Origin of the sequence: Streptomyces sp. NPDC005492, assembly GCF_040605995.1 — a bacterium.
Taxonomy (GTDB): domain Bacteria; phylum Actinomycetota; class Actinomycetes; order Streptomycetales; family Streptomycetaceae; genus Streptomyces.
Window position 1 is genome coordinate 18696 of the sequence record NZ_JBEXDX010000067.1, and the last position, 12703, is coordinate 31398.

Here is a 12703-nt window from a genome sequence, read left to right on the forward strand (position 1 = left end):
GACGTTACGTCAACCCCCCTCCGGTGCCCGGGAGTTGGGCAGCCGCACGGTGAAGACCGAACCCGCGCCGGGTTCGCTCGCCGCCTCGACCGTGCCGCTGTGGGCGGCGATCAGGTCCCGGACGATGGACAGGCCCAGGCCGCTGCCGCCGGTGCGTCGGCTGCGGGACTGGTCGGCGCGCCAGAAGCGCTCGAAGACGTGCGGGAGGTCGTCGGGCGCGATGCCGATGCCGGTGTCGGCGACGGTCAGGACGATGTCGTCGCCGTCGCGCCACGCGGTGAGGGTGACGCTGCCGTCGACCGGTGTGTGGCGCAGGGCGTTGGAGACGAGGTTGCCGAGCACCTGGCGCATGCGGACCGGGTCGGCGTCCAGCCAGAGGGTGTCGTCCGACTTGCCGGTCAGGGCGACCCCGGCCGTGCCGGCGGCCACGTGGTAGGCGGCGACGACCTGGTCGACGAGGTCCTGGACGCGCACGGGTTCGCGGTGCAGGGGCAGGGTGCCGGCGTCGGCGGCGGCGAGGTCCTGGAGGTCGTCGATGACCCGCTGGAGGACCATCGCCTCCTCGTGCAGGGAGCCGAGCAGTGCCGGGTCGGGTTCGACGAAGCCGTCGCGGGTGACCTCCAGCCAGCCGCGGATGTTGGTGAGGGGGCTGCGCAGTTCATGGGCGATGTCGCTGACCATGGCCTTGCGCTGCGCCTCCATGCGTTCCCGGCGCTCGGTCAGGTCGTTGAACGCCTCGGCCAGGATGCCGGTCTCGTCCCGGGTCCGCACCGGCACCCGGACGTGCAGCTCCGGCGGCTGCTGGGCCGCTTCGGTCAGCGCGCGCAGCGGGCGTACCAGCCGGGTGGCGACGACGGCTGTCACCAGGACGGTGAGGGCGAGGACCGCGGCGGCGGCGCCGACGACCTTGATCTTGTTGGCCGGGGAGACGTCGAAGCGGGGCGCGGTGGTGTCTCCTCCGCCCAGGAACAGTTCGGCCACGGGCGCGACGTAGGGGTCGAGTTGGGCGCGGCGCGCGTCGTCCAGGCAGGTACGCGCCTCGCGTGCCTCCACTGTGGGCAGCTTGGAGTACGGGGCGGTGATGTAGCGCGAGGCGAGGTTCTTGTCGGTGACGTCGACCCCGTAGTACGCGACCTTGAGGGCCTTGACGTTCGTCTGCTTGAGGCAGTCCTTGGCGTCCGCCATCAGGTCGTCCAGCGCCTTCTCCTCGGTGGCGGTCGCCGTGTTGAGCCTGTTGTAGCCGCACTTCTCGGGCAGGAAGTCGGAGGTGCCGCTGCCGTCCGAGGTGGGTGCGGGGCCGTCGCTCGCCGACGCGTCCGTGTCGGCGAGGACGGGACGGCCGCTCGGCGTCGTCGTGACCTTCTTCGCGACGCCGAACCTGGCGAAGCACTGCTGCTGCTCCTTGGCCTCTTTCTCCAACCGCGCGCTTTCGGCGGCCGTCAGCCGGTACGGCCCGACGACCCGGGGATCGACACCGCTGCGCTGTGCGCCGGGTTCCGAGTAGGTGTCGGTGTGCAGCGGGTCGACGGTGGCGGCGGCGCGGGGCGGCAGTGAGGTGCCGTGCGGTGCGGAGTCCGCGATGAGGGTGCGGTCGGAGGCGGTGAGGGCGATACGGCGGCCCATCTTCTTCGACAGCGCGCGGAGGGTGGGTGCGACGCCCTTCCAGTCGGGGTGCGCCGCGGCGTATCCGCTGAGCTGCGCGAGGATGCGCATGTCGTCCCTGAGGTCCTGCCCCTGTTCCTCCTGGATGGCCCGGGTGGTGGTCTCCACCGCCAGCCAGGCGGTCGCGCCGACCGAGCAGAGAGCGATCAGCACGGTGGCGACGAGCAGCCGAACCAGGAGCCGCTTGCGCAGCGGTATCCGGGGTCTCACGCGCGACCGCCGCGCAGCTTGTAGCCGACGCCGAACACGGTCAACAGCCGGACCGGCCGACGCGGGTCGGCCTCTATCTTCCTGCGCAGATTCATGATGTGGACGTCGACCGCCCGTTCCGTGGACGCCCGGTCCAGGCCCCGGGTGCACTGCAGCAACTGCCGCCGGGAGAAGACCCGTTCGGGCTCGGTGGTCATCGCGAGCAGGATCTCGAACTCGGCCGGTGTGCAGTCCACCGGCGCCCCGTCGCAGCGCACCTCGTGCCGTACCGGATCGACGGACAGACCCGCCGCCCGTACGACGGTGTCCTCCTGGCGGTCCTCGGTGGTCCGGCCGCTGCGCCGCAGTACGGTGCGGATGCGGGCCATCAACTCGCGGGGGCTGTACGGCTTGGTCATGTAGTCGTCCGCGCCCAGTTCCAGGCCGAGCAGGACGTCGTCCTCGGTGGAGCGGGCGGTCAGCATCAGGACGGGGATGTCCGTGCCGTCCTCCGCGCCGCGCAGCACCCGGCACACCCCGAAGCCGTCGATCACGGGCAGCATGAGGTCGAGCACCACGAGGTCGGGTCGCAGTTCCCGCGCCGCCGCGATGGCGGCGGCCCCGTCGTGGACCACGGTCGCGGTGTGGCCTTCCGTCAGCAGGGAGCGGCGGATCAGCTCGGCCTGCATCTCGTCGTCCTCGGCGACCAGCACATGTGCGCACACTCGGCGGATCCTAGGCGGTCAGTGGGAGAGGGAGGCGGCGTCGCCCATGACGACGACGGGGTGCTGAGCGGGGTCCAGGGTGTGCAGGAGTTCCTTCATGTGGTTCTCGGCGATGCTGACACAGCCGTGGGTGGGGCCGCCGTGGTCGACGTGGATCCAGATGCCGCCGCCCCGCGAGGAGCCGAGGGGGCGGGTCCAGTCGAGGGGTGAAGTGCCGGGCTGCCGGTTGTAGTTGATGGCGATCACATAGTCGAAGGAGCCGGCCAGCGACTCGCCCTCGAAGCCGATGCCGGGCGAGGTGAAGCCCGTCCCCTGGTCGTACGACAGTTTGGTGCCCGGGTCCTTGAGCAGCCCGCCCGCGTCTGTGAGCGAGTAGACACCGATCGGCGAGCGGAGGTCACCGGACATGTGGTGGTCCGACCAGCCCTTGAGCGCGTTGTGCGCGGCCCAGCTCGCGACCGGTTGCCAGCCGGTGTCCGTGCGCTCGTACAGGGCGAGTGTGGAGAGGGGGGAGTCCTTGCCGCGGCCGGTCACGAGGACGACCTGTCGGGTGTCGGCGGGTATCCGGGCCAGCGTCTTGGCCCCCACGCCCGGCAGTTGCCGGGGCGCCGACTCCGCGGATATCTCCGACGACGGCGAGGGCGAGGCCGCGGGGGCGGCGGCGGGAGCGGCGGCGGACGGGTGGTCCGTCGCCGCCAGCGCACCGCCGCCGCAACCCGTGAGGAGAACGGATACGGCGACCAGTGCGACCGGGGACATACGAGTGATCATGAGTCGACGATGACCGACACATGTGAGGAACTCGTCAGCTCCTACGGTTGGGCCGGTTTCCCTTTCGTGTAGAGCCAGGTGTGGAACAGAACGTCCAGCTTCTTCCCCGACTTCTTCTCCGCAAGGCTGATGAACTGTGCGGTGGTGCCGTGCCCGTAGCGGTGGTCGCCGGCCCAGGCGCGGAGGATCGCGAAGAAGGTCTTGTCGCCGACGGCCAGGCGCAGTTCGTGCAGGGCCATGGCCCCGCGGTCGTACACCGGCGTCCCGAAGATGTCGGCGCCGCTGCCCGGGTCGCCGGGCGGGAACGCCCACAGGTCGTCGGTCGCCTTGCGGGCGTAGAGCGCGTCGAAGGTCTGCTGGGCGCTCTTGCCGCCGTGCTGCTCGGCGTAGAGCCACTCCGCGTAGGTCGCGAAGCCCTCGTTGAGCCAGATGTCCTTCCAGGCGGTGAGGGAGACGGAGTCCCCGAACCACTGGTGGGCGTTCTCGTGCACGAGGGTGGAGATGTCCGGCGCCGAGTCGTAGATCGGCCGCCCCTGCGTCTCCAGGGCGTAGCCGACGTCCGGTGCGTGGTCGACGATCGACCCGGCCGAGCGGAACGGATACGGGCCGAACAGCTTGCTCTCCCACTCCAGGACGGAGGGCAGTTGCTTCAGGACGGGTGCGGCGGCGGTGGCCTCGCGGGGGTCGACGGCGTTGTACACCTTGACGCCGTCGCGGGTGGTGTACTGCTCGACCTTGAACTTGCCGACCGTGGCGGTGGCGAGGTAGGCGGCCATCGGCTCGGGCGCGTGCCAGCGGAACGTGGTCTTCCCATGGGCGGTCCGCTGCCCGAGGAGCACGCCGTTGGCGACCGCGGTGCGGCCCTGCGGCACGGTGATCGTGAAGTCGTACGACGACTTGTCCTTGGGGTGGCTGTTCGCCGGGAACCACGTCATCGCGCCCTGCGGCTCGCCGGCCACGAAGGCGCCGTCGTCGGTGGTGATCCAGCCGTCCGCCGAGCCGTCCGGGTCGGTGACCTGCTTGGGGGTGCCGTTGTAGGTGACGGTGACCTGGAACTCCTGGCCCTTGCGCAGGGTCCTGCGCGGGGTGACGACGAGTTCCTGTCCGTCGCGGCGGAAGCCTGCCTTGACGTGGTCCACCGTCAGGCCGGTGACCTTCAGGCCCTGGAAGTCGAGGTCGAAGCGGGTGAGCTTCCCGGTGGCGCGGGCGGTGAGGACCGCGGTGCCGTCGAGGTGGTGGCTCGCCGGGTCGTAACGGAGCGTCAGGCCGTAGTGGGCGACGTGGTAGCCGCCGTTGCCGGAGAGCGGGAAGTACGGGTCTCCCGCGCCGGACGAGCCGATCGTCGTCGCGCCCGCGGGCGAGGCCGCCGCGAGCAGGGCCGCGACGGCGACGGGGACGGTTCCGACGACGGCGCCGCGCCGGAGGCCAGCGGTGCGTCTTGTGGACTGCTGCCGGAGGTGCGTCACATGCGCTCCTACAGGGTGAGGGGGGTGATCATCCGTCTCAGAGACTAGGCGGCGGCCTCGACCGGAATCCCTCTCATTCAGGTCAAGTTACGCCGCGTCGCCGCCACGCCGGGTGTGTGCCCGGTCGTAGGCTCGCCGCACCACCGCCGCCCGAGGGAGCCCTGCCCGTGACCGTCCGCGTGCGCCGTGTCTACGATCCGCCCGAGCCGGAGGACGGAGTGCGTGTCCTGGTCGACCGGCTGTGGCCGCGCGGTCTGTCCAAGGACGCGGCCCGCGTCGACGAGTGGCCCAAGGCCCTCACCCCGTCCGCCGAACTGCGCCGCTGGTACCACGCGGGCGAGGGGTCCCCCGAGGAGTTCAGCAGCCGTTACGAGGCGGAGCTCGCCGCGCCCGAGGCGGCCGAACTCCTGCACACGCTGCGGAACTTGGTCCGTATGGGGCCGGTGACCCTGCTGACGGCGGTCAGGTCTCCCCAGGAGAGCCACGCCTCGGTGCTGGCCCGCCTCCTCGACGACTGAGGAGACGGGCCGGAGCGCCCGGTCAGGCCGTCTGCTTGGCCGCCGCGCGTCCCGCCGCGCGACCGGAGAAGAGGCAGCCGCCGAGGAAGGTGCCTTCCAGGGCGTTGTAGCCATGGACGCCACCACCGCCGAAGCCGGCCACCTCGCCCGCCGCGTAGAGGCCGCCGATCGGCTGTCCGTCGGCGGCCAGCGCGCGTGAGTCGAGGTCGGTCTGGATGCCGCCGAGGGTCTTGCGGGTCAGGACGTGCAGCTTGACGCCGATCAGCGGTCCCGCGGCGGGGTCGAGGATGCGGTGCGGGGTGGCGACGCGGCCCAGCCGGTCGCCGATGTAGCGGCGGGCGTTGCGGATGCCCTGGATCTGCGAGTCCTTGCTGTACGGGTTGGCCATCTGGAGGTCACGGGCCACGATCTGGCGGCGCAGCACGGCCGCGTCCAGGAGCGGCTTGTCGGTCAACTGGTTCATCTTCTCGACCAGTTGCTCCAGATTGCCGGCGGTCACGAAGTCCGCGCCCTTGCGCAGGAATGCGTCCACCGGACCAGGAGCGCCCTTGCCGAGGAGCCGGTCGCGCAGGACCGCCTTCTTGTCCTTGGCGGTGATGTCGGGGTTCTGCTCGGAGCCCGACAGCGCGAACTCCTTCTCGATGATCTTCTGGGTGAGGATGAACCAGGAGTGGTCGTGCTCCGCCAAGTCCGCTGTCGTGCGCAGGTACTTGAGGGTGTTGAGGGTGTCGTAGCCCGGCAGGCACGGGTCGGGCAGGCGGCGTCCGAGGGCGTCGAACCACAGGGAGGACGGGCCGGGCAGGATGCGGATGCCGTGGCCGGGCCAGACCGGGTCCCAGTTCCGCACGCCCTCGGTGTAGTGCCACATGCGGTCACGGTTGACCAGTCGTACGCCCGCCTCGGCGCTGATGTCGAGCATCCGCCCGTCGACGTAGGCCGGTACGCCGGTGACCATCTCGGCGGGCGGGGTGCCGAGGCGCTCGGGCCAGTAGCGGCGGACGATGTCGTGGTCGGCGCCGATGCCGCCGGTGGTGACGATCACGGCCTGGGCGGTGAGTTCGAAGGCTCCGATCGCCTCGCGGCTGGAGGCGACGCCCCGCGGCGAGTCGTCCTGGGCGAGGACCGTGCCGCGGACGCCGCGCGCCTCGCCCTCGGCCACGACCAGCTCGTCGACCTGGTGGCGGTGGTAGAAGGTGAGCAGTCCGTCGCGGGCGGCCTGGCGCGCGTAATCGACGAAGGGTTCGACGACTCCGGTGCCGGTGCCCCAGGTGACGTGGAAGCGCGGGACGGAGTTGCCGTGTCCGTGGGCGCGCAGGTCGCCGCGTTCCGCCCAGCCGACCGTGGGCAGCAGCTTGATGCCGTGGCTCTCCAGCCAGGGCCGCTTCTCGCCGGCCGCGAACTCGACGTAGGCGCGCGCCCAGCGCACCGCCCACGCGTCCTCGTCGTCGACCCGGTCGAAGCCGGCGCTGCCCTGCCAGTCGCTCCAGGCCAGGTCGAAGGAGTCCTTGATGCCGAGGCGGCGCTGCTCCGGGGAGTCGACGAGGAACAGGCCGCCGAAGGACCAGAACGCCTGCCCGCCGAGGTTGGCGGCGTTCTCCTGGTCGACGAGCGCGACCCGGCGTCCCCGGCTGGTCAGTTCATGGGCCGCGACCAGTCCCGCGAGACCCGCTCCGACCACGATGACGTCCGCGTCCATGGCGTTCGCCGCCTTCCTCATTCGGATGTGCCGCTGCCGTCGGTCAGCAGGGCGGTGAGTAGTTGTTTGAGCCAGACGCGGGCGTGCTCCACGTCCTTGTCCAGCAGCAGTTGGGTGGTGACTCCGTCGTAGGCGGCGACCACGGCGTGTGCCGCCGCGTCGACGTCGCCGAGCACGGCGGGGAGTTCGGCCCGGCCCCGGGCGCGGATGAGCCGGTGCGCGATCGCCCCGCGCAGTCGCGCCCGGTGGTCCAGCAGGGTCTGCGCGACCTCGGCGTCCCGGGCCGCGTGCACCAGGAAGTCGGTCTTCACCAGGAGCCAGTCCAGGTCGAGGAGGAGCACGTCGGTGACGCGGTCCACGGCGGCGGGCACGTCGAGGTCGGGACCGTCGAGGGCGAGCGCGCCGGCCACCTGGTCGGCGATCAGGTCGGCCCGCTCCTGGTAGAGGGCGAAGAACAGCTCGTCCAGGGTGCCGAAGTTCGAGTAGAAGGCGCCCCTGCTGTAGCCGGCTGCCTCGCAGACCTCTTCGATGGAGACCCGGCCGAACCCTTTCGCGGCGAACACGGCGAAGGCGGCGTCCAGCAGATTGGCGCGCGTGCGGACCCGGCGTCTGGTCACGCGCTTGGCCGTCGCCTCCGCCGCCATGCCCGGTCCCTCCGTACGTCCGCTGTTCGATGCGCGAATGTATCCGATACACCGATGTATCGAAAGCCCACAGGCCAGGCTCCGTGCGATTTTTATGGGAACAGATTTTCGAATCAGGAGTACGCTGGTTCCATGACCGCGCACCACCTCCAGGGCTCCCTCTTCGACCAGACCGACCGGCCCCGCCTCGGCTCCCTCGACGGGATGCGCCGTACCGCACTGGGTCTCGGCGCCTGGATCGACGTGCTGCCCGCGTGGCTCGCGGGTGCCGACGCCCTCTTCGAGGAACTGGCCGCAGAGGTGCCGTGGCGCGCGGAGCGCCGTCAGATGTACGACCGGGAGGTGGCCGTACCACGACTGCTCGCCTTCTACGACGCCGACGACGCGTTGCCGCACCCGGTGCTGGCCGAGGCGCGGAACGCGCTCTCGGCGTACTACGCGCGGGAGTTGGGCGAACCGTTCGCGACCTCCGGGCTGTGCTACTACCGGGACGGCCGGGACAGTGTGGCCTGGCACGGCGACCGGATCGGGCGGGGTGCGAGCGAGGACACGATGGTGGCGATCCTCTCCGTGGGCACGCCCCGTGATCTGCTGCTGCGTCCGGTGCGCGGCGGCGAGTCGGTGCGACGCCCGCTGGGGCACGGCGACCTGATCGTGATGGGCGGTTCCTGTCAGCGGACCTGGGAGCACTGCGTCCCCAAGACCACCCGAGCCGCGGGAGGACGCATCAGCGTGCAGTTCCGCCCGCACGGCGTGCGCTGAGGCGGAGAGGCGGCCGCTTCGGAGGCACGCGGGGGCCGCCTCCGGCGGACGGTGCCGGAGGCGGCTTCCCCCGCGCGCGCCGGGAACACGCACGTCTGGTTGGCTGTCCCCGTACGCACCACCACGCAAGGGACGGTCATGCGGGCAGAAGTACACCAAGTCGCCGACGGCACCTACCTGGTGCACGGCAGCAACACCAACTGGGTGATCCTCAAGGACGGTGACACGGCCACGCTGGTGGACACCGGCTACCCCGGGGACCGCGAGCTCGTACTCGACTCCCTCAAGCAGGTGGGGAGTTCACCGAAGGCGGTCGCGGCGGTGCTGATCACCCACGCCCACAACGACCACCTCGGTTCGGCCGAGTACCTGCACAGCGCCCACGGCACGCCCGTCTACGCGCACGAGGCCGAAGTGCCGCACGCCCGCCGGGAGTTCCTCCAGCAGGTGACCGTCGCGGACGTACTGAGGAACGTCTGGCGTCCGGGAGTGCTGCCGTGGATGGTGCACACCATCCGCGTCGGAGGCACCGAGCAGCACCCGGTCGCTACGGCCGAGGCGTTCCCCGGCGCGGGCGGCCCGCTCGACCTGCCCGGCCGGCCCGTCCCCGTGCACACCCCCGGCCACACGAGCGGGCACTGTGTCTTCCACCTCCCCGACCGCGGGATCGTCATCTCCGGGGACGCCCTGGTGAGCGGCCACCCCACCTCGCGGATCAAGGGTCCGCAACTGCTGCCCGACATGTTCCATCACGAGCGCGACCGTGCCGTGGCCTCGCTGGACGTCCTCGAAGCGCTGGACGCCGACACGCTGCTGCCCGGCCACGGCCCCGTGCACACCGGTCCGGTCCGTGGAGCGGCACAGCGCGCCCGCGAACACGCGCTCTAAGGTCGCCCCATGGCCCTGCAGATCAACGCGACCAACCCGGAGCACCCGGTCCTCCTGCTGGAACTCCCGTGGGACGTTCCCCTGGAGGAGTGGCCCGACGCATACCTGGTGCCCCTGCCGCGCGGCATCTCCCGCCACGTGGTCCGCTACGCCCGCGCCGGCAGCGAGGTGATAGCCGTCAAGGAGCTGGCGGAACGGCCCGCGCTGCGCGAGTACGAGCTGCTGCGCGACCTGGACCGGCTCGGCATCCCGGCCGTCGACCCCCTCGCCGTGGTCACCGGTCGCGCCGACTCCGCCGGTGAGCCACTGGAGCCGGTGCTGATCACCCGGCATCTGGGCGGCTCGATGCCGTATCGCTCGATGTTCGAGACGACGCTGCGCCCGGCCACCATGCACCGGCTGATGGACGCGCTCGCGGTGCTGCTGGTGCGGCTGCACCTGGCCGGGTTCGCGTGGGGCGACTGCTCGCTGTCCAACACGCTGTTCCGGCGGGACGCGGGCGCCTACGCCGCGTATCTGGTGGACGCGGAGACCGGCGATCTACACCCGCGGCTGAGCGACGGGCAGCGGGAGTACGACCTCGACCTCGCCCGCGTGAACATCAGCGGGGAACTGCTCGACCTGGAGGCGTCCGGGGCGCTGCACCCGGCCGTCGACCCGATCGAGTTCGGCATGGAGATCTGCGCCAGGTACCAGAGCCTGTGGGAGGAGCTGACCCGGGTCTCGGTGTATCCGGCGGGCAAGTACCACTTTATCGAACGCCGGATCCGGCGCCTGAACGAACTCGGCTTCGACGTCGCCGAGATGCAGATCGAGCACTCCTCGAACGGCGACACGGTCACCTTCGTGCCCAAGGTCGTCGACGCGGGCCACCACCAGCGTCAATTGCTGCGCCTGACCGGGCTGGACGCCGAGGAGAACCAGGCGCGGCGGCTGCTCAACGACCTGGAGAGCTGGATGGCCACCCAGGACGACTACGCCCCGGGCGATCCGCTCGCCGCCCGGCCCGAGGTGCTCGCGCACCGGTGGGTGCGGGATGTGTTCCGGCCGACCGTGCGCGCCGTGCCGCTCGAACTGCGCGGCTCGATGGACCCGGCCGAGATCTACCACGAGCTGCTCGAACACCGCTGGTATCTCGCCGAGCGGGCCCAGCACGACATCGACCTGGACACGGTGGTCTCGGACTACATCAAGAACATCCTGCCGAAGGCCCGCGAGACCCTGGAGCCGACCTCACCGGAGTGACCCGGGCGGGGCCGTGGTGCCCCGCACGACGAGGCGGGGCGGTACGACCTGCTCGCCGTCCGGTACCTCCGTCCCGTCCAGCCGGGCGATCACGCGGCCCACGGAGAGCTCCGCGAGACGGGGGACGTCCTGGGCGACGGTGGTGAGGTCGATGTGGGCGAGCCGGGACAGGCTGGTGTCGTCGAAGCCGACCACGGAGATCTCGCCGGGGACGGTGACACCGGCCCGCAGGAAGGTGTCGAGGACGCCCGTGGCGCAGCGGTCGTTGAAGGCGAGGACCGCGTCGGCGCGGGACTTCTCCGCCAGCAGGGCGCGGGCCGCCCGGGCGCCGTCCTCCTCGGTGGGCCCGCCCGGCACGACGTGGACGTGCTCGGCGAGGCCGTGCCGGCGCATCGCGGTGCGGTAGCCGCGGCGGCGGTCGGCGGCGCCGGGCGCCCGGCCGCCGTCGATGTGGACGACGGTCCGGTGGCCGAGCGCGACGAGGTGGTCCACGGCCTGGCGGGCGCCCTCGTCGTCGGCGGTGCGGACGACGTCCACGGCGGGCGGGGCGGGCCGCAGCCGCCGGGCCACCGAGACCACCGGCACCTGGGTCGCCAGGTGCGCGAGGCGGGCGGCCGGGACCTCGGGGCCGAGCAGGACGAGCGCCTCGCACCGGTCGGCGAGCAGCGCCTCCACGGCCTGCCGCTCACCGCGGGTGGGCGCGACCGCGCTGAGGGCGACCTGGTAACCGGCGGGCTCGGCGGCGGCGTAGATGCCCTCCACCAGGTCGGTGTGGAAGGGATGGCGCAGCCCGAACTGCACGCCGAGCAGGCGTGAGCGGTTGCTGCGCAGCACCCTGGCCCGGGTGTCGGGCCGGTAACCGATCTCCTCGGCGGCCTTGAGGACCCGCTCACGCGTGGTGGCGCTGGCGCCGTAGGCACCGCGCATCACGATGGAGACCAGCGCGACGGACACGCCCGCGCGGGCCGCGACATGGGCCAGGGTGGGCCGCTTGCCGTCGGGCACCGCGGAGTTGGCCGGCACGGATGTCCTCCCGGTCGAGGCGTCGGGGTGGGTTCGTCCGGAGGATCGTAGCTGCTCGGGACGGTTCTGCAACGTTCTAGAACCTCTCCCCCGCGAAGCCTTGACACGGACATCGGGCGATGGCGTACTACTGCCGTCTAGAACGTTCTAGAAGAGGGCGAGCAAGTCATGTACACCTTGGCGGTCTGTGCCGAGATGGTCTTCCGGGACCTGCCGATCCACGAGCGGGCGCGGCGCGTCCACGAGGCCGGTTTCCAGGTCGAGATCTGGGACTGGACCCGGCACGACCTGGACGCGCTCGCGCGGACCCCGGCCGAGTTCTCCTCGATGACGGGCTACATCCGGGGCAGCCTCACCGACGAGGCGGGCGCCGACGAACTCCTGCGCACCGCCGAGGAGTCGGTCAAGGCCGCCGACCAACTCGGCTGCCCCCGGCTCAACCTGCACGGCACGGGGCTCGACTCCGAGGGCCTGCCGGTGGTCCCGGTACGCGGCGAGCCCACCGGCCCGATGTGGATCGCCGCCCACCGCACCCTCACCCGCCTCGCCGAGCTGGGTGAGAGCAACGGTGTCACCTTCACGCTGGAGAACCTCAACTCCGCGGTCGACCACCCCGGCGTCCCCTTCGGGACGGCCGCCGACACCCTGGCCCTGGTCGCCGCCGTGGACCGCCCCGGTCTGCGCATGAACCTGGACCTCTACCACGCCCAGATCGGCGAGGGAAACCTCATCGAACTCGTCCGCAGGGCCCACCTGTTGAACCTGATCGGCGAGATCCAGGTGGCGGACGTACCCGGCCGCCAGGAGCCCGGCACCGGCGAGATCAACTACCCGGCGATCGCCCGCGCCCTCACCGACCTCGGCTACGACGGCACGGTCGCGATGGAGGCCTGGGCCTCGGACGGCGACAGCGAACGCGCCCTGGACCGCTTCCGCACCGCGTTCACCGTCTGACCCGGGTTCAGGCCTGAGGCGACGGCACCACGGCCACCGGGCACTCCGCGTGGTGCAGCACCCCGTGCGCGACCGAGCCGATCCGCGCGCCCACCGCCCATCGCGCCGGCGATCAGACCGCCGGTGACGGCCAGGCCCACCGCGAGGGCGATGGTGGTCA

12 protein-coding genes and 1 pseudogene are annotated in these 12703 nt (G+C 71.6%); 5 read left to right on the plus strand and 8 right to left on the minus strand.

Translation table 11 applies throughout. The features are described from left to right. Window positions 1-9: 9 nt before the first annotated feature. The 4 genes from ABZT04_RS42740 to ABZT04_RS42755 are packed head-to-tail and all read right to left on the minus strand — an operon-like array spanning window position 10 to window position 4813. Window positions 10-1872: a HAMP domain-containing sensor histidine kinase gene (locus tag ABZT04_RS42740; RefSeq protein WP_356065159.1), complete on the minus strand. Its 1863-nt coding sequence runs from the start codon at window positions 1870-1872 to the stop codon at window positions 10-12. Continuing rightward, window positions 1869-2576, minus strand: coding sequence for a response regulator transcription factor (locus ABZT04_RS42745; RefSeq protein ID WP_356065162.1), 708 nt, complete (start codon window positions 2574-2576; stop codon window positions 1869-1871). Before ABZT04_RS42745 ends, ABZT04_RS42740 begins: the two co-directional genes overlap by 4 nt. A gap of 18 nt (window positions 2577-2594) precedes the next feature. Continuing rightward, complete coding sequence (locus ABZT04_RS42750) at window positions 2595-3347, minus strand: L,D-transpeptidase family protein (RefSeq protein WP_356065164.1); 753 nt, start codon at window positions 3345-3347, stop codon at window positions 2595-2597. Between the two features lie 41 nt (window positions 3348-3388). After that, entirely contained in the window at window positions 3389-4813 is a 1425-nt protein-coding gene (locus ABZT04_RS42755) for a M1 family metallopeptidase (protein ID WP_356065167.1), read from the minus strand. 167 nt (window positions 4814-4980) lie between these two features. Between ABZT04_RS42755 and ABZT04_RS42760 the strand changes: the two genes are divergently transcribed. After that, window positions 4981-5331: a DUF488 family protein gene (locus ABZT04_RS42760; protein ID WP_356065170.1), complete on the plus strand. Its 351-nt coding sequence runs from the start codon at window positions 4981-4983 to the stop codon at window positions 5329-5331. A gap of 22 nt (window positions 5332-5353) precedes the next feature. On the opposite strand, the gene ABZT04_RS42765 is transcribed toward ABZT04_RS42760, so the two are convergent. Then, complete coding sequence (locus ABZT04_RS42765) at window positions 5354-7027, minus strand: FAD-binding dehydrogenase (protein WP_356065173.1); 1674 nt, start codon at window positions 7025-7027, stop codon at window positions 5354-5356. 17 nt (window positions 7028-7044) lie between these two features. Next, complete coding sequence (locus tag ABZT04_RS42770; RefSeq protein ID WP_356065176.1) at window positions 7045-7671, minus strand: helix-turn-helix domain-containing protein; 627 nt, start codon at window positions 7669-7671, stop codon at window positions 7045-7047. 132 nt (window positions 7672-7803) lie between these two features. Here ABZT04_RS42770 and ABZT04_RS42775 point away from each other — a divergent pair, with 132 nt between their 5' ends. The 3 genes from ABZT04_RS42775 to ABZT04_RS42785 all read left to right on the plus strand — a co-directional run bounded on the left by ABZT04_RS42775 (window position 7804) and on the right by ABZT04_RS42785 (window position 10566). Further along, window positions 7804-8433 (plus strand): alpha-ketoglutarate-dependent dioxygenase AlkB, encoded by a 630-nt coding sequence (locus ABZT04_RS42775; RefSeq protein WP_356065179.1) that lies wholly within the window; start codon window positions 7804-7806, stop codon window positions 8431-8433. Between the two features lie 138 nt (window positions 8434-8571). Beyond that, window positions 8572-9321 carry an MBL fold metallo-hydrolase gene (locus ABZT04_RS42780; RefSeq protein WP_356065182.1) on the plus strand — a complete coding sequence of 250 codons (750 nt, stop codon included), beginning with the start codon at window positions 8572-8574 and terminating at the stop codon, window positions 9319-9321. Window positions 9322-9330: 9 nt separating this feature from the next. Continuing rightward, complete coding sequence (locus ABZT04_RS42785) at window positions 9331-10566, plus strand: DUF4032 domain-containing protein (protein ID WP_356065186.1); 1236 nt, start codon at window positions 9331-9333, stop codon at window positions 10564-10566. On the opposite strand, the gene ABZT04_RS42790 is transcribed toward ABZT04_RS42785, so the two are convergent. Further along, window positions 10555-11589, minus strand: coding sequence for a LacI family DNA-binding transcriptional regulator (locus tag ABZT04_RS42790; RefSeq protein ID WP_356065189.1), 1035 nt, complete (start codon window positions 11587-11589; stop codon window positions 10555-10557). The genes ABZT04_RS42785 and ABZT04_RS42790 overlap by 12 nt on opposite strands. 168 nt (window positions 11590-11757) lie before the next feature. Between ABZT04_RS42790 and ABZT04_RS42795 the strand changes: the two genes are divergently transcribed. Continuing rightward, window positions 11758-12543 (plus strand): TIM barrel protein, encoded by a 786-nt coding sequence (locus ABZT04_RS42795; protein ID WP_356065192.1) that lies wholly within the window; start codon window positions 11758-11760, stop codon window positions 12541-12543. Window positions 12544-12550: 7 nt separating this feature from the next. Here ABZT04_RS42795 and ABZT04_RS42800 read toward each other — a convergent pair. Next, window positions 12551-12646, minus strand: a pseudogene (locus ABZT04_RS42800) (universal stress protein); the annotation flags it as partial. Window positions 12647-12703 lie beyond the last annotated feature (57 nt).